The organism is Roseateles sp. GW821-FHT09B06, from assembly GCF_059418245.1.
Genome location: NZ_JBWKPM010000005.1, coordinates 28,948 through 45,312, shown reverse-complemented (window position 1 = coordinate 45,312; position 16,365 = coordinate 28,948). Strand labels below are relative to the sequence as shown.

Here is a 16,365-nt window from a genome sequence, read left to right as displayed (position 1 = left end):
TGCCTGACCGCGGCTGCGGCTTGGGCGAGGGCGGGATTGTACCCATGTCGGCGCGGCACCATGGGCTGCCCCGCCCGGCCGGAATAAGCAAGTTCAGGCCCCTTTGCTGTGGCGCAAGCCTGACAGCCCTACTTGTGGGCGAATCCTGGTTCCGGATAGGCCCCACTACAATTGCCGGTTTCACGTTCCGAAATGACCAAAGCCTCAGCCGCCGCCAAGAACGCGTCCAAGGACGCGGTTGCGCTCAGTTACGAGCATGCGCTCGAGGAGCTGGAGCGTTTGGTAGCGTCCATGGAGGCCGGCCAGCTGCCGCTGGAGCAGTTGCTGGACAGCTATAAGCGCGGGGCGGAGTTGCTGGGCTTCTGCCGCGCCCGTTTGCAGGCCGTAGAACAACAAGTCAAGGTGCTGGAGGGCGGGGAAATGAAGTCATGGGAGGACTCTTAAGCGTGGATGCTGGAGTGTTTGAACAATGGGTGCAGCGTTCGCTGCGTGTGTACGAAGAGGCGCTGGACGCCTGGGTGCCCGCCGCGGCCCCGGCCGGTCTGGGCGAGGCGATGCGCTATGCGGTGCTGGGCGGTGGCAAGCGTCTGCGCCCCTTGCTGGTGCTGGCCGCTTGCGACGCGGTCCAGGGTGCGAACGAGGCGGCGCTGCGCGCGGCCTGCGCGGTCGAACTGATCCATGCCTATTCGCTGGTGCATGACGACATGCCCTGCATGGACAACGATGTGATGCGCCGCGGCAAGCCGACGGTGCATGTGGCCTTCGGCGAAGCCCAGGCGATGCTGGCCGGCGATGCGATGCAGGCCCTGGCCTTCGAGGTGCTGACCCCGGAGCAGGGCGTGGAGCCGGCGCTGCAGGCCAAGCTCTGTGCGTTGCTCGCCCGTGCCTCGGGCCATGCCGGCATGGCCGGCGGCCAGGCCATCGATCTGGCGAGCATCGGCAAGACGCTGGACGAGCGGTCGCTGCGCGACATGCACCGCCGCAAGACCGGCGTGCTGCTGCAGGCCAGCGTGCTGATGGGTGCGGCCTGTGGAGCGATCGATGCCCAGGCCTGGGAGGCCCTGTCCGACTATGGCGCGGCCATCGGTCTGGCCTTTCAGGTGGTGGACGACATCCTCGACGTGACGCAGGATTCCGAAATGCTGGGCAAGACCGCCGGCAAGGATCAGGATGCCAACAAGCCGACCTATGTATCGGTGCTGGGTCTGGATGCGGCGCGGCGCTATGCCGACCTGCTGCGCGACGAAGCGCATCGGGCGCTGGCGCGCAGCGGCCTGCCCAACACGGCCTGGCTGAGCCTGCTGGCCGACAAGGTCGTCGAGCGGGACAACTGACCGGTGGTCGGTTGCGCTACAACTGAGGAAGAAAGGCGGGAATGGCCATGAACTACGCCTTGCTGAAGACCGTCAACAGCCCCTCCGATCTGCGCCGCCTGCCGCGCGCGGATCTGGGCCGGCTGGCCGACGAGCTGCGCGCCTATGTGCTGGAGTCGGTCTCCAAGACCGGCGGCCATCTGGGCTCCAACCTGGGCACGGTGGAATTGACCATCGCGCTGCACTACGTGTTCAACACGCCCCATGACCGCCTGGTCTGGGACGTGGGCCACCAGACCTATCCGCACAAGGTGCTGACCGGCCGGCGCGACAGCATGGGCACGCTGCGCCAGTTGGGCGGCATCAGCGGCTTCCCGCGCCGCGACGAGAGCGAGTACGACACCTTCGGCACCGGCCATTCGAGCACCTCGATCTCGGCCGCGCATGGCATGGCGATGGCCGCCAAGCTCAAGGGCGAGGATCGCAAGGCCGTGGCCATCATCGGCGACGGCTCGATGACGGCCGGCATGGCCTTCGAGGCGCTGAACAATGCCGGCGTCTCGCATGGCGGCCTGCTGGGCGACGTGCTGGTGATCCTGAACGACAACGACATGTCGATCAGCCCGCCGGTCGGCGCGCTGAACAAGTATCTGGCGCGCCTGATGAGCGGCAAGTTCTACGCCACCGCGCGCGAGGGCGCCAAGTCGGTGCTGAAGAACACGCCGCTGTACGAGTTCGCGCGCCGCTTCGAGGAGCACACCAAGGGCATGGTCGTGCCCGGCACGATCTTCGAGGAGTTCGGCTTCAACTATGTCGGCCCGATCGACGGCCATGACCTCGATTCGCTGATTCCCACGCTGGAGAACCTGCGCGGCAAGAAGGGCCCGCAGTTCCTGCATGTGGTGACCAAGAAGGGGCAGGGCTACAAGCTGGCCGAGGCCGACCCGGTCAAGTATCACGCCGCCTCGGGCAAGTTCGACCCGGCGGTCGGTTTCGTCAAGCCGGTCACGCCGCCCAAGCCCACCTTCACCCAGGTGTTCGGCGACTGGCTGTGCGATATGGCCGAGCAGGACAAGCGCCTGGTCGGCATCACGCCGGCGATGCGCGAGGGCTCGGGCATGGTGGAGTTCCACAAGCGCTTCCCGACCCGCTATCACGATGTCGGCATTGCCGAGCAGCATTCGATCACCTTTGCCGCCGGCCTGGCCTGCGAGGGGCTGAAGCCGGTGGTGGCGATCTATTCCACCTTCCTGCAGCGCGCCTACGACCAACTGGTGCACGACGTGGCGATCCAGAATCTGCCGGTCGTGTTCGCGCTGGACCGTGCCGGCCTGGTCGGCGCCGATGGCGCGACCCATGCCGGCAACTACGACATCGCCTTCACCCGCTGCATTCCCAATATGGCCGTGCTGACCCCGGCGGACGAGAACGAGTGCCGCCAGGCCCTGTTCACCGGCTTCCAGCATCAGGGGCCGGCGACCGTGCGCTATCCGCGTGGCAGCGGGGTCGGCGTGGCGGTGCAGAAGGAGATGCAGGCCCTGCCCTGGGGCAAGGGCGAGGTGCGCCGCCGCGGTTCGCGTATCGCGATCCTGGCCTTTGGCACCCTGCTGTACCCGGCCCTGAAGGCGGCCGAGAGCCTGGATGCGACGGTGGCGAACATGCGCTTCGTCAAGCCCCTGGACACCGAGCTGGTGGCCGAGCTGGCGCGCACGCATGAGGCCATCGTCACGCTGGAGGACGGTTGCGTGATGGGCGGCGCCGGTTCCGCGGTGCTGGAGGCGCTGCAGGCCGCCGGGCTGAACCTGCCGGTGCTGCAGCTGGGCCTGCCCGACGAGTTCGTCGAGCATGGCGACCCGGCCAAGCTGATGTCCCTGTGCGGCCTGGATGCCGCCGGCATCGAGCAGAGCATCCTGAAACGCTTCGGCGCCCGCCCGACCCTGGCCCGGGCCGCCAATCAGTAAGGGTCAGCAGAGAACGGCCGCGGCCAGCCGGTCCGGCAGGGCCGCGGCCGTTTCGCGCAGGCTGTCGAGCAGGTCCAGCGCCAGCGGCTGCGCCGGCCTGAATTCGGGCAGCAGGGCATTGACCCGGAACGGCACCGAGCGCGCGAAGCGCCGCAGTGCCAGCCCCGGCCCGGCGCAGGCCAGCGCGCTCAGCGGATTGATGATGGCCAGGCCCAAGCCCTCCTGCACCAGCGCGCAGACGGCCACCGCGCTGTGCGTCTCGACGCGCAGCCGCCGCGCGACGCCCGCCTCGGCGAACAGCGCGTCGAGCTGACGCCGGTAGGGGTCTTCGGGCGAGAGGCTGACGAAGGCCTCGCCGGCAAAGTCCGCCGGCTCCAGCACCGGTCTGGCCAGCAGCGGATGGCCGGCGGGCAGCACGCAAACCTCGTCCAATTGCAGCAGCGGCGTGAGCCGCGTGCCCGGCACCGGCTGGCCCGACTCGGACAGGCCCAGGTCGAAGCGCTGCGCCCCCATCCATTCCTCCAGCAGCGGCGATTCCTGCGGGGTGATCGCCAGCTCGGCCCCCGGATGCCGATCGAGGAAGCGGGCGCAGGCGGCCGGCAGCAGCGCATGGCTCAGCGCCGGCAGGCACAGCACCGACAGCCGCGCCTCCTCGGCGCGGCCCAGCCGCGCGGCGCGCTCCACCACCCGGGCCAGACCCTGGAAGCTGCGCTCCACCTCCTCGAACAGGGCCAGCGCCCGCGCATTGGCGCGCAGCCGGCCCTGCTGGCGCTCGAACAGCGCGTAGCCCAGCAGCTGCTCCAGCCGGGCCAGCTCGCGGCTGACCGTGGGTTGGCTGCTGTGCAGCAGGGCGGCGGCGCCGGTCACGCTGCCGGCCGTCATCACGGCGCGGAAGACCTCGATATGGCGATGGCTGATCATGACTAGACCATATCAAAATTGGATTAGTCGTGAAAATTAAAGCATTTGAATGAATGGATAGAGGCTGGCATGCTCGCCGCAATCTTCCTCATCCCGATATCGCCATGCCCCGTCCGATCTCCGCCCCCTTGCTCCGGAACCTGGCCGAGCGCTTCGGCACGCCGCTGTGGGTCTATGACGCGGCCGTGATCAAGGCGCGCATCGCGGCCCTGCAGGCCTTCGACACCGTGCGCTTTGCCCAGAAGGCCTGTTCCAACATCCATATCCTGCGCCTGATGCGCGAGCAGGGCGTCAAGGTCGACGCGGTGTCGCGCGGCGAGATCCTGCGCGCGCTGGCCGCCGGCTACCGCGCCGGCCACGACGGCGAAATCGTCTTCACCGCCGACCTGCTGGACCGCGAGACCCTGGCCACGGTGGTCGAGCATCGCGTGCCGGTCAACGCCGGCTCGATCGACATGCTGGGTCAGCTGGCCGCCGTGTCGCCCGGCCATCCGGTCTGGCTGCGCATCAACCCCGGCTTCGGCCATGGCCACAGCAACAAGACCAATACCGGTGGCGAGCACAGCAAGCATGGCATCTGGCACAGCGAGCTGGGCGCGGCGCTGGAGGTGATCCGGGCGCAGGGGCTGAGGCTGGTGGGCCTGCACATGCATATCGGCTCCGGCGTCGACTACGGGCATCTGGCCCAGGTCTGCGGTGCGATGGTGGAGCTGGTGCGCCAGGCCCGCGCCGCGGGCCATGATCTGATGGCCATCTCGGCCGGCGGCGGCCTGTCGATCCCCTACCGCGAGGGCGGCGCGGTGATCGACACCGCCCATTACTTCGGGCTCTGGGACGCCGCGCGCAAGCAGGCCGAGGGCATCGTCGGCCATGCCCTGCATCTGGAGATCGAGCCCGGCCGCTTCCTGGTGGCCGAATCGGGCCTGCTGCTGGCCGAGGTGCGCGCCACCAAGAATGCCGGAATGAACCACTTCGTGCTGGTCGACGCCGGCTTCAACGAGCTGATGCGCCCGGCCATGTACGGCAGCTTCCATGCGATGGAGCTGCTGGCCGGGGACGGCGACGCCACGCGCGCCCCACGTCCGACCGTGGTGGCCGGCCCGCTGTGCGAGTCCGGCGACGTCTTTACCCAGGAGGATGGCGGCGTGGTGGTACCGCGCGAACTGGCCGAGGCGCGCGTCGGCGATCTGCTGGTGATCCACGACACCGGGGCCTACGGCGCCTCGATGTCCAGCAACTACAACAGCCGGCCGCTGATCGCCGAGCTGCTGCTGGAGGGCCAGGACCCGGCCTCGGCGAGGCTGATCCGGCGCCGCCAGACGGTGGAGGAATTGCTGGCCCTGGAAGCCTGAAGTTATTGCTATCGCACAATTTTCGAGCAATAGCTTGCTTCAATAGGCGCAGGCAATGAGGGCGATTTGATTAACCAAACCTAAGGGCCGATAGGGATCGATATGATTCATCCCATTCCATCAACCCCTAGCGGAGTTACTCAATGTCCCTGATCAACACCCAAGTCCAGCCCTTCAAGACCCAAGCCTTCCACAACGGCAAGTTCGTGGAAGTGACCGAAGCCTCGCTGAAGGGTCAATGGTCCGTGCTGATCTTCATGCCCGCCGCCTTCACCTTCAACTGCCCGACCGAAGTGGAAGACGCCGCCGAGCATTACGCCGAGTTCCAGAAGGCCGAGACCGAGGTCTACATCGTCACGACCGACACGCATTTCTCGCACAAGGTCTGGCACGAGACCTCGCCGGCCGTCGGCAAGGCCAAGTTCCCCCTGGTCGGCGACCCGACCCACACGCTGACCAACGCCTTCGGCGTGCACATCCCGGAAGAAGGCCTGGCGCTGCGCGGCACCTTCGTGATCAATCCGGACGGCGTGATCAAGACCGCCGAGATCCACTCCAACGAGATTGCCCGCGACGTCAAGGAAACCCTGCGCAAGCTGAAGGCTGCCCAGTACACCGCCAAGAACCCCGGCCAGGTCTGCCCGGCCAAGTGGAACGAAGGCGCCAAGACCATCGCCCCGTCGCTGGACCTGGTCGGCAAGATCTAAGTCTCGGCCCCGACCCGTGTTGAGGCCCGTCCTCACCACCCTCTTGAAGCCATCCCCGCGAGCCCAGGCGGCTCGCCGGGGAGGCCCCTGGCCGCCACTTTTTTCGCAAGGGGGGCCGGTTCTCAAAGTCGCTTGAATTCAGAAAAGGAAGCACACCATGTTGGACGACACCCTGAAGGCCCAGCTCAAGGCCTACCTGGAGCGCGTCACCCTGCCGTTCGAGATCGAGGCTTCCCTGAGCGACTCTGAGAGCTCCCGCGACATGCAGCAGCTGCTGCAGGACATCGCCGCGATGTCCGACAAGATCACGCTGCGGACCGACGGCCAGGACGCCCGTCGCCCGTCCTTCAGCCTGAAGCGCACCGGCACCGAGCAAAGCCTGCCGAATCTTCGGTTTGCCGCGATTCCGCTGGGCCACGAGTTCACCTCGCTGGTGCTGGCCCTGCTGTGGACCGGCGGCCATCCGCCCAAGGTCGAGCCGGACGTGATCGAGCAGATCAAGGCCCTGGATGGCGACTACGCCTTCGAGGTCTATATGTCCCTGACCTGCCACAACTGCCCGGACGTGGTGCAGGCGCTGTCGCTGATGTCGGTGCTGAATCCCAGGGTCAAGACCGTCGTGATCGACGGCGGCCTGTTCCAGGACGAGGTCAACGGCCGCGAGATCATGGCCGTGCCCGCCACCTGGCTGAACGGCGCGCCCTTCGGCTCGGGCCGCATGACGGTGGAAGAGATCGTCGCCAAGCTGGACAGCGGCGCGGCGGACAAGGACGCCGCCAAGCTCTCGGCCAAGGAAGCCTTCGACGTGCTGGTCGTCGGCGGTGGCCCGGCCGGTGCCGCGGCGGCCGTCTATGCGGCCCGCAAGGGCATCCGCACCGGCATCGCCGCCGAGCGCTTCGGCGGCCAGGTCAACGACACGCTGGCGATCGAGAACTACATCTCGGTGCTGGAGACCGACGGCCCCAAGTTCGCGATGGGCCTGGAAGCCCATGTGAAGGCCTATGGCGTCGACGTGATGAATCTGCAGCGCGGCGACAAGCTGATCCCGGCCGCGGCGCCGGGCGGCCTGGTCGAGGTGCAGCTGGCCAACGGCGGCTCGTTGAAGGCCAAGACCGTGATCCTGAGCACCGGCGCGCGCTGGAGAAACGTCAACGTGCCCGGCGAGCAGGAATACAAGAACAAGGGCGTGGCCTACTGCCCGCATTGCGACGGCCCGCTGTTCAAGGGCAAGCGCGTCGCGGTGATCGGCGGCGGCAATTCCGGCGTCGAGGCCGCGATCGACCTGGCCGGCCTGGTCGCCCATGTCACCCTGCTGGAATACGGCGATGCGCTGCGCGCCGACGCGGTGCTGGTGAGCAAGCTGGAAAGCCTGGCCAATGTCACCGTCATCAAGCAGGCCCAGACCACCGAGTTCACCGGCGCGGCCGGCAAGCTCGACGGCCTGAACTACACCGACCGGGCCACCGGCGCGGCCAAGCGCATCGAGCTGGAAGGCGTGTTCGTGCAGATCGGCCTGGTGCCCAACACCGAGTGGCTGCGCGGCGTGGTGGAGCTCTCCAAGCATGGCGAGATCATCGTCGACGCCAAGGGCCAGACTTCGGTGCCGGGCGTGTTCGCCGCCGGCGACGCGACGACCGTGCCCTTCAAGCAGATCATCATCGCCGCCGGCGATGGCGCGAAGGCCGCGCTCGCCGCCTTCGACCACCTGATCCGTAACTAAGCCGGGGCCGGGGTGGCGCGCCGGCTGCTCCACAGCCCCTCCAGGCTGTAGATCGCCAGCGCTGCCCAGATGCAGGCAAAAGCCACCAGGCGCGCCGGCGCCAGCGGCTCGTGGAACAGCCAGACGCCCAGCAGGAACTGCATGGTGGGCGAGATGTACTGGATCAGGCCCAGGGTGCTCAGCGGCAGGCGCCTGGCCCCGGCGGCAAACAGCAGCAGGGGCACGGCCGTCAGCGGCCCGGCCAGCAGCAGCCAGCCGATGCGCAGCGGTTCGCCGCTGGCGAAGGCGCTGTGGCCCTGCAGGGTCCACAGCGCCAGCGCGGCGGCGGCCACCGGCGCGATCAGCAGGGTCTCCAGGGTCAGGCCCTCCAGGGCGCCCAGCGGGGCGGTCTTGCGCACCAGGCCGTAGAAGCCGAAGCTGAAGGCAATCACCAGCGCGATCCAGGGCGCCCGCCCGGTCTGCACGGTCAGCCACAGCACGCCGAAGGCCGCCAGTCCCAGCGCCAGCCACTGCACCGGCCGCGGCCGCTCGCGCAGGAACAGGAAGCCCAGCGCCACATTGATCAGCGGGTTGATGAAGTAGCCCAGGCTGCCCTCCAGCACATGGTCATGCTGGACCGCCCAGACATAGGTCAGCGAGTTGAGCACCAGCAGGCCGGCCGACAGCAGGAACAGGCCCAGCACCCGCGGCTGGCGCAGCACGGCGGGGGCCCAGTGCCAGCGCCGCAGCAGGGTCAGCAGCAGGGCGACAAAGCACAGCGACCACAGGGTGCGGTGTGCCACCACCTCCAGCGCCGGCACATCGGCCAGCCGCTTGAAATAGAGCGGAAACAGGCCCCAGCACAGATAGGCGAGGGCGGCATAGGCGATGCCGGGATTCATGAAAAGAACTACTCCCTTTGCGGCCCGGCATGCTGCCGAGCCTGGCCCGCGATTCTGCCGTTCCGGTGCGACCCTGGGCGCAGGCGGGTCATGGGCCGTGCGACGTTTGTGCCGCCCGGTTTTCGACATCGGCCGGCATCTTTCTGCTCCCGATCTTCCCTCTATCGCGGCGCGTCCCGCGGGGGCACCATCTGCCCATGGCCCGCATCGTGTTCACGCCCCAGTTGCGCCGTTTCGTCGAAACCCCCGAGGTCGAAACCCCGGCCGCCACCGTGCGCGAGGGGCTGGAGGCCGCCTTCGCCGCCAATCCGCGGCTGCGCGGCTATGTGCTGGACGACCAGGGCCATCTGCGCGCCAATGTGGCGATCTTCATCGACGGCCGCCGCCTGCGCGATCCGCGGGCCTTGAGCGATCCGCTGGAGCCCGCGAGCCGGGTCCATGTCCTGCAAGCCTTGTCCGGAGGTTGATGCCATGAGTGATACCGCCTGGGTCGCGACCCGCAAGGGCCTGTTCGAGCTGCGCCACCGCGCCGGTGGCGGCTGGGACATCGCCAACGTCAGCTTCCTGGCCGAGCCGGTCAGCATGCTGCTGCCGGCAGCGAAGGCCGGGGGGCGCATGCTCGCGGCGCTGAACCTGGGCCATTTCGGCAGCAAGCTGCAGGGCTCGGACGATGGCGGCAGGACCTGGACCGAACTGGCCGTGCCCTGCTACCCGGAGCAGCCCGAGGGCGCCGAGGGGCCGGCCTGGAAGCTGCAGCAGGTCTGGTCGCTGGAGCGCGACGGCGCAGGCGCGCTGTGGGCGGGCACGATTCCCGGCGGCCTGTTCAAGAGCGTCGACGAGGGCGTGAGCTGGCAGCTGGTCGAATCGCTGTGGCAGCGGCCCGAGCGGCTCGGCTGGTTCGGCGGCGGCTATGACGCGCCGGGCATCCACTCGATCTGCCCCTATCCGGGCCGGCCCGACGAGATGCTGCTGGGCATCTCCTGCGGCGGCGCCTGGCGCACGACCGATGGGGCCGCGAACTGGGCGCTGCGCGCCGCCGGCATGCGCGCCGACTTCATGCCGCCCGGCCAGCAGGAAGACCAGAACATCCAGGACCCGCACCGCATCCAGCGCTGCGAGGGCGCGCCCGAGGTGCTGTGGTGCCAGCACCATTGCGGCATCTGGCGCTCGGCCGACAACGGCGCCTCCTGGCAGGAGCTGCAGGCCCGACCTTCCAGCTTCGGCTTCGCGGTGGCGGCCCATCCGACGGACCCGGACACCGCCTGGTTCGTGCCGGCCGTCAAGGACGAGAAGCGCGTGCCGGTCGATGCGGCGCTGTGCGTGACCCGCACGCGCGACGGCGGCAGGAGCTTCGAGGTGCTGCGCAGCGGGTTGCCGCAAGAGCATTGCTACGAGCTGATCTACCGCCATGGCCTGGCGGTGGACGGCAGCGGCCAGCGCCTCTTGATGGGCAGCACCACCGGCGGCCTCTGGTCCAGCGATGACGCGGGCGACAGCTGGACCGAGGTCTCGCGCGGGCTGCCGCCGATCTATGCCTTACGCTTCGGCGCATGAGCGATGACTTCCCGACCCTGCAGACCGAGCGGCTGCTGCTGCGCGAGCTGACGCCGGCCGACGCGCCGGCCCTGTTCGAGATCCATGGCGACGCCGAAGCGATGCGCTGGTTCGGCAGCGACCCGCTGCGCAGCCTGGCCGAGGCCGAGCGCATGGTCGAGGTGTTAGCCGGCTGGCCGAACAACCTGTCCTCGCTGCACCTGGTCGAGGGCCTGGGTTTTCGCCGCGAGGGCCTGCTGCGCGAGGTGGCCTTCTGGGGCGGCCGGCATGAGGATCTGGAAATGCATGCGCTGCTGGCGCGCGATCACCCGCACGATCCGACCCCGTGGCGCGGCTAGTTGGGCTCGGTGCGGACGAAGGCAGCCGTTGACGGCCCGCGCCGAAGAGTCGACCAAGCGACGGTCGTGGCTCGCCCCCCCCGGCCCGCAAGGGAGGCGCTCACGCTGCGAAGCCGACGGTGGCTTCGGCCTAAGCCCGGTCTGGCGGTAGCCCTCAGGGAATGTGCTCCGCGTCTGCCGGCGGAACGACCCAGCCGTGCATCCGCTCCTCGTAGACGGAGATGCTCGGCGCCGGGAAGCTCGGATCGGCGAACGCCCCGACGGGGATGGCGAGGTACTCCTCCAAGCCCTCGGGCTCGTAGTAGACGGTCGATCCGCAACGGGGGCAGAAATGGAATCTGACGCGGGAGCCTTCGTCGCCAATCCGTACGTACTCGGATGACATGCCCGAAAGCGACACGTTCTCGCGACGGAACCTGGCCTGCTGGCCGAAAACGCTGCCCGTCCGGCGCTGGCAAGCCAGGCAGTGGCAGATGGAGACGCGTACCGGCTTGCCGACGACCTGGGCCGTGAGCTGACCGCAACTGCAGGATGCGAGGCGCTGAGACATACGGGCGAGGGCTTGTAGTGATCGATGGCAGAACAATAACCGCTGTTGCAGCCCTGCTCGGCGGCAGTCGGCACAGGCCGTCGAGGCCTTGACGAGTCAGCCGTCGCTCCAGTCCCCCTGGCTCCTGAGCATCTGCCATTCCGGCCCGGGCGGCGCGCGCAGCAGCAGGGGCGCGCCGCTGACCGGATGGGTCAGCGCCAGCTCCAGCCCATGCAGCCACAGGCGCTGCTGGCCCAGATGGCCGGCCAGCGCGCGGTTCAGCGGGCCCTTGCCATGGGTGGCGTCGCCGATGATCGGATGGGCGATGTGCTTCAGGTGACGGCGGATCTGGTGGCGCCGGCCGCTTTCGGGCCGGCATTCCAGCAAGGCACCGCGGGTGGTGGGAAAACGCGCATCGCTGGCCAGCGGCCATTCGACGCGGGCGAGCCGCGTCCAGGCGGTGCGTGCCGGCAGCAGCTCCTGGCCGGCCGAGGCACGCTCGGGGTCGCGCGCCAGCCCATGGTCGATCAGCCCCTCGCTGGCGGCCGGCCAGCCGCGCACCAGGGCCAGGTAGCGCTTGGCCATGGCACCGCTCTCGAAGGCCTGTCCCAGCAGCGAGGCCACCTCGGCCGACAGGGCGAACAGCAGCAGGCCCGAGGTGCCCTTGTCCAGCCGGTGCGCCGGCCAGACCGGCCGGCCCAGCTGGTCGCGCAGCAACTGCAGCGCGAAGACCTCTTCGTGCGCGTCCAGCGCCGTGCGGTGCACCAGCAGGCCGGCGGGCTTGTCGATCGCGACGAGGTGCGCGTCGGCGTGGAGGATTTTTAGCAACATCGATCGCGTGACGGAATTGGCGCCGGTCCCCGGCTTCAGGGGCTCGAGGCCCGGATTCGGGCGAAAAGCGGTCGCATTACAGGGTTAGCCCCATAAGGGGGGAGTGACAGGGGGATGAGGCCCCGAAAGAATTCTGTCATCGCCAAGCCTCATCATTGCTTCCAGCCGCAGGCTCCCAGGAGTACACCATGCCCAAGACCTATACCGTCGGACATCGACCGCTTCTCGCCGCGGTGCAGGCCTGGATGCTGAAGCTGCTGGGCCGCGAGACGCCGGCTTGGCCGCCGCGCCAGCGGCTCGGCTGAGCCTACCCAGCCCGGCCATGCAAGACATGGCCGGTCCTTCGACGGGCGTCGGTCGCTCCTCGGGACCGACCTCGGTTCCGTCTCAGCCCAGATCCCCGTCCACGTAATACCAGCCCCCATCCTCGCGCACGAAGCGGCTGGTCTCCGCCAGCCGATGCGCGCGCCCGCCCAGCTTGCTGCGGGTGACGAAGGCGACCGTCGCATGCGTCTCGTCCTGGCGCTCGTGCCGCTTGACCTCCAGGCCCAGCCATTTCAGCCCCGGCTCGTCGGGTGCCAGGCTCGCCGGCCGCGTGCTGGCATGCCAGCTGGCCAGCAGATAGTCGCCCAGGCCCAGTACGAAGGCGCTGTAGCGCGAACGCATCAACGCCTCGGCATCGGGGGCCAGCAGGCCCTGACCGGCGGCGAAGGCCTGGTGCCAGCGGCCGCAGCATTGCGCGTAGCTCGCGGGCCGGCCGCAGGGGCAGGGCTCAGGTGTTCTTGTCCTCATCCAGCTTCAGTTCCCAGGTCTCTCCGACCAGATCATGCCCGAAGCTGTGGTGGGCCTCGCTGGCGACCAGACGGTAGCCCTCGGCCTGGTAGATGCCGCGGGCGGCCGTGAGCAGGCTGTTGGTCCAGAGCCGGATACGCGCGTAGCCGGCCTGGCGCGCGAAGGCCGTGCAGCTCGCCACCAGGCGCTTGCCCAGGCCCAGGCCGCGTGCCTCGGGCTCCAGCAACAGCATGCGCAGCTGGGCCACGCCGGTTTCGGGCCGGCCCGTGGCCTCGTCGCGGGCCTGGACCAGGAAGACGCAGCCCAGGCGTTCGCTGTCTCCCTCCCATTGGCGTTCGGCGATCCAGCCCGCCTCGCGCGCCGGGTCGAAGCGCTCGACGAACTGCGCGGCGATCTGTGCCACCAAGGCCTCGAAGCGCAGGTCCCAGCCGAACTCCTGCGCATAGAGTGCGCCGTGGCGGCCGATCACCCAGCCGAGATCGCCGCTTTGCAGCGGGCGCAGCCGCGGCTCGCCGGCCGGCTCCTCGCCCAGCAGGCGCCGCACGCGAGACAGCGAGCGCAGCAGCTTGTCCTGCTGTGGTGTGCTGAGCCGCGCGAGCATCTCGGCCGTCTGGGCCTGGCTGCCCTGGTCCAGCGGCGCGAAGGCGCGCTTGCCGGCGGCCGTCAGGCTCAAGAGGCTTTGCCGCGCATCGGCCGGGTTGGCGCGCGCCTTGATCAGGCCGCGCTCGCGCAGGCCCTTCAGCAGCCGGCTCAGATAGCCCAGGTCCAGCCGCAGCTCGCGCGCCAGCTGGCTGGCGCCGACGGGGGCGCTCGCATGCGCCAGTTCCCACAGCAGGCGCGCCTCGGCCAGGCTGAATTCGGTCCGGGACAGGCCCTCGTCCAGCACGCCGATGCGGCGGGTGTAGAAGCGGTTGAAGGCCCGGACGGCGGCGACGGGTTCGGCATGTGCATCCATGCGTCCATCATCGAGCAGATGCTTGCTTTTGGCAAGTAATTGACCGAGGGCCGGACTTTAGAATGCGGGCATGAGTCTGCCCCCCCAAGAAGACATGTTCGCCGAGCCGGCCGCGCCGGCGGCGACCCCGGCCTCCGGCGGCCTGCTGAAGAACCTGAACCCCGAGCAGTACGCGGCCGTCACCGCGCCGGCCGAACCGAGCCTGATCCTGGCCGGCGCCGGCTCGGGCAAGACCCGGGTGCTGACGACCCGCATCGCCTGGCTGATGCAGACCGGCCAGGTCTCGCCCGGCGGCGTGATGGCCGTGACCTTCACCAACAAGGCCGCCAAGGAGATGGTGACGCGCCTCTCGACCCTGCTGCCGGTGAACGTGCGCGGCATGTGGATCGGCACCTTCCACGGCCTGTGCAACCGCTTCCTGCGCGCGCACTGGAAGCTGGCAGGCCTGCCGCAGGGCTTCCAGATCCTCGACTCGGGCGACACGGTCTCGGCCATCAAGCGCGTCATCAAGGCGATGAAGCTCGACGAGGAGCGCTTCGTGCCCAAGCAGGTGGGCTGGTTCATCGCCGGCGCCAAGGAGGACGGGCTGCGCCCCAAGGACATCGAGCAGCGCGACGAGCAGACCAAGACCCTGGTGCAGATCTACCAGGCCTACGAGGACCAATGCGCGCGCGAGGGCGTGGTGGATTTCGCCGAGCTGATGCTGCGCTCCTATGAGCTGATGCGCGACAACCAGGCGGTGCGCGAGCATTACCAGCACCGCTTCCAGCACCTGCTGGTGGACGAGTTCCAGGACACCAACAAGCTGCAATACGCCTGGCTGAAGATGTTCGCGCCGCCGTCCCATGCGGGCCGCGGCCAGGCCGTGTTCGCGGTGGGCGACGACGACCAGAGCATCTACGCCTTCCGCGGCGCGCGGGTCGGCAATATGGCCGACTTCGAGCGCGAGTACAAGGTCAAGCGCGTGATCAAGCTGGAGCAGAACTATCGCAGCTTCGGCAATATCCTCGACGCCGCGAATGCGCTGATCAGCAACAACAGCCGGCGCCTGGGCAAGAACCTGCGCACCGAGGCCGGCCCGGGTGAGCCGATCCGCGTGCAGGAGGCGGCCAGCGACTTCAACGAGGCGCAATGGCTGATCGAGGAGGCCCAGGCCCTGCACCGGGCCGGCATGGCGCGCCAGGAGATCGCGGTGCTTTACCGCAGCAATGCGCAGTCGCGCGTGATCGAATCGGCGCTGTTCAATGCCGGCATCCCGTATCGCGTCTACGGCGGCCTGCGCTTCTTCGAGCGCGCCGAGGTCAAGCATGCGCTGGCATACCTGCGCCTGATCGAGAACGCCAACGACGACACCAGCTTCCTGCGCGTCGTCAACTTCCCGACCCGCGGCATCGGCGCGCGCACCATCGAGCAGCTGCAGGACGCGGCGCGCAGCTCGGGCCGCAGCCTTTACCAGAGCGTCGGTGCGGTGACGGGCGCGGCGGGCGCCAAGCTGGCCGCCTTCCTGAACCTGGTCGACTCGATGCGCAATCTGACGCAGGGCCTGACCCTGCGCGAGATCATCGAGCAGGTGGTCGAGAGCTCGGGCCTGGCGGACTTCTACCGCACCGAGAAGGAAGGCGCCGAGCGGCTTGAGAACCTGGCCGAACTGGTGAACGCCGCCGAGGCCTTCGTCACCCAGGAGGGCTTCGGCAAGGACGCGATCGCGCTGCCGGTGGACGAACATTCGCCCGGTGAGATCGCGCAAGGTCTGCCCAACGCGATCGCGGCGGCCGCCGTGACGCCCGACGCCGAGACCGGCGAGATCATGTCGCCGCTGGCCGCCTTCCTGACCCATGCCTCGCTGGAGGCCGGCGACAACCAGGCCCAGGCCGGCCAGGACGCGGTGCAGCTGATGACCGTGCACTCGGCCAAGGGCCTGGAGTTCGACGCGGTCTTCATCACCGGCCTGGAGGAGGGCCTGTTCCCGCACGAGAACTCGCTCTCCGACACCGACGGGCTGGAGGAGGAGCGGCGCCTGATGTATGTGGCGATCACGCGGGCGCGCCAGCGCCTGTACATCAGCTTCTGCCAGACCCGCATGCTGCATGGCCAGACCCGCTACAACGTCAAGAGCCGCTTCTTCGACGAGCTGCCCGAGGCCGCGCTGAAATGGCTGACGCCGCGCAACCAGGGCTTCGGCTCGGGCTTCGCGAAGGAGTACCAGGACGCCTGGTCGCGCGGCTCGGGGCTGAAGTCCATGGTGGGAGCGGGCCATCGCGCGCAGAGCAACGAGAAGGCCGCCTGGGTCAGCGCCCCGGTGCCGCCCTCGATGACCAAGAAGGTCGACGAGGAGCATGGCGGCCTGAGGGTCGGCAAGGGCGTGTTCCACACCAAGTTCGGCGAGGGCGTGCTGGTCACCTTGGAGGGCAGCGGGGCGGATGCGCGCGCCCAGGTGAACTTCGGCCGCCATGGCATGAAGTGGCTGGCGCTGAGCGTGGCCAAGCTGACGCCGATCGACTGAGGCAGGGT

The 16,365-nt window shown here is 68.8% G+C and carries 16 protein-coding genes; 10 read left to right on the top strand and 6 right to left on the bottom strand.

Translation table 11 applies throughout. The annotated features are described in order from the left end of the window. The first annotated feature begins 192 nt into the window (after positions 1-192). The 3 genes from AC07OQ_RS06155 to dxs are packed head-to-tail and all read left to right on the top strand — an operon-like array spanning position 193 to position 3,274. A complete protein-coding gene (locus AC07OQ_RS06155) occupies positions 193-444 on the top strand; it encodes an exodeoxyribonuclease VII small subunit (protein ID WP_495052220.1) in 252 nt (83 codons plus the stop codon). After that, positions 429-1,334, top strand: coding sequence for a polyprenyl synthetase family protein (locus AC07OQ_RS06150; protein WP_495052219.1), 906 nt, complete (start codon positions 429-431; stop codon positions 1,332-1,334). The genes AC07OQ_RS06155 and AC07OQ_RS06150 overlap by 16 nt, the downstream gene beginning before the upstream one ends. A gap of 47 nt (positions 1,335-1,381) precedes the next feature. Then, complete coding sequence (gene dxs, locus AC07OQ_RS06145; protein ID WP_495052218.1) at positions 1,382-3,274, top strand: 1-deoxy-D-xylulose-5-phosphate synthase; 1,893 nt, start codon at positions 1,382-1,384, stop codon at positions 3,272-3,274. A gap of 3 nt (positions 3,275-3,277) precedes the next feature. Here the strand turns inward: dxs and AC07OQ_RS06140 are convergent, their stop codons facing one another. Further along, positions 3,278-4,195, bottom strand: coding sequence for a LysR family transcriptional regulator (locus AC07OQ_RS06140; RefSeq protein ID WP_495052217.1), 918 nt, complete (start codon positions 4,193-4,195; stop codon positions 3,278-3,280). A 104-nt stretch (positions 4,196-4,299) separates the two neighbouring features. On the opposite strand from AC07OQ_RS06140, the gene lysA reads away from it, so the two are divergent. The 3 genes from lysA to ahpF all read left to right on the top strand — a co-directional run bounded on the left by lysA (position 4,300) and on the right by ahpF (position 7,974). Continuing rightward, positions 4,300-5,547 carry a diaminopimelate decarboxylase gene (lysA, locus tag AC07OQ_RS06135; RefSeq protein ID WP_495052216.1) on the top strand — a complete coding sequence of 416 codons (1,248 nt, stop codon included), beginning with the start codon at positions 4,300-4,302 and terminating at the stop codon, positions 5,545-5,547. A gap of 143 nt (positions 5,548-5,690) precedes the next feature. Further along, positions 5,691-6,254 carry an alkyl hydroperoxide reductase subunit C gene (gene ahpC / locus AC07OQ_RS06130; protein WP_495052215.1) on the top strand — a complete coding sequence of 188 codons (564 nt, stop codon included), beginning with the start codon at positions 5,691-5,693 and terminating at the stop codon, positions 6,252-6,254. A gap of 157 nt (positions 6,255-6,411) precedes the next feature. After that, positions 6,412-7,974: an alkyl hydroperoxide reductase subunit F gene (ahpF, locus tag AC07OQ_RS06125; protein ID WP_495052214.1), complete on the top strand. Its 1,563-nt coding sequence runs from the start codon at positions 6,412-6,414 to the stop codon at positions 7,972-7,974. Here the strand turns inward: ahpF and rarD are convergent. Next, positions 7,971-8,855 carry an EamA family transporter RarD gene (gene rarD / locus AC07OQ_RS06120; protein ID WP_495052213.1) on the bottom strand — a complete coding sequence of 295 codons (885 nt, stop codon included), beginning with the start codon at positions 8,853-8,855 and terminating at the stop codon, positions 7,971-7,973. The genes ahpF and rarD overlap by 4 nt on opposite strands. A 197-nt stretch (positions 8,856-9,052) precedes the next feature. Between rarD and AC07OQ_RS06115 the strand changes: the two genes are divergently transcribed. Genes AC07OQ_RS06115 through AC07OQ_RS06105 form a run of 3 tightly spaced genes read left to right on the top strand, consistent with a single transcriptional unit; the run spans position 9,053 to position 10,747 of the window. Further along, positions 9,053-9,322, top strand: coding sequence for a MoaD/ThiS family protein (locus AC07OQ_RS06115; protein ID WP_495052212.1), 270 nt, complete (start codon positions 9,053-9,055; stop codon positions 9,320-9,322). Between the two features lie 4 nt (positions 9,323-9,326). Continuing rightward, positions 9,327-10,409, top strand: a complete 1,083-nt coding sequence (locus AC07OQ_RS06110; RefSeq protein ID WP_495052211.1) for a WD40/YVTN/BNR-like repeat-containing protein — start codon at positions 9,327-9,329, stop codon at positions 10,407-10,409. Beyond that, a complete protein-coding gene (locus tag AC07OQ_RS06105) occupies positions 10,406-10,747 on the top strand; it encodes a GNAT family N-acetyltransferase (RefSeq protein ID WP_495052210.1) in 342 nt (113 codons plus the stop codon). Before AC07OQ_RS06110 ends, AC07OQ_RS06105 begins: the two co-directional genes overlap by 4 nt. A 154-nt stretch (positions 10,748-10,901) precedes the next feature. Here AC07OQ_RS06105 and AC07OQ_RS06100 read toward each other — a convergent pair whose 3' ends face one another. From AC07OQ_RS06100 to AC07OQ_RS06085, 4 genes are all read right to left on the bottom strand, one after another. Then, a complete protein-coding gene (locus AC07OQ_RS06100) occupies positions 10,902-11,297 on the bottom strand; it encodes a GFA family protein (RefSeq protein ID WP_495052209.1) in 396 nt (131 codons plus the stop codon). 96 nt (positions 11,298-11,393) lie between these two features. Further along, positions 11,394-12,107: a pseudouridine synthase gene (locus tag AC07OQ_RS06095; RefSeq protein ID WP_495052208.1), complete on the bottom strand. Its 714-nt coding sequence runs from the start codon at positions 12,105-12,107 to the stop codon at positions 11,394-11,396. Positions 12,108-12,494: 387 nt separating this feature from the next. Further along, positions 12,495-12,899, bottom strand: coding sequence for a YchJ family protein (locus tag AC07OQ_RS06090; protein ID WP_495052207.1), 405 nt, complete (start codon positions 12,897-12,899; stop codon positions 12,495-12,497). Next, positions 12,880-13,854, bottom strand: coding sequence for a bifunctional helix-turn-helix transcriptional regulator/GNAT family N-acetyltransferase (locus AC07OQ_RS06085; protein ID WP_495052206.1), 975 nt, complete (start codon positions 13,852-13,854; stop codon positions 12,880-12,882). The genes AC07OQ_RS06090 and AC07OQ_RS06085 overlap by 20 nt, the downstream gene beginning before the upstream one ends. Positions 13,855-13,948: 94 nt before the next feature. On the opposite strand from AC07OQ_RS06085, the gene AC07OQ_RS06080 reads away from it, so the two are divergent. Next, on the top strand, positions 13,949-16,357 hold the full coding sequence (locus AC07OQ_RS06080; RefSeq protein WP_495052393.1) for a UvrD-helicase domain-containing protein: 2,409 nt from the start codon (positions 13,949-13,951) through the stop codon (positions 16,355-16,357). Positions 16,358-16,365 lie beyond the last annotated feature (8 nt).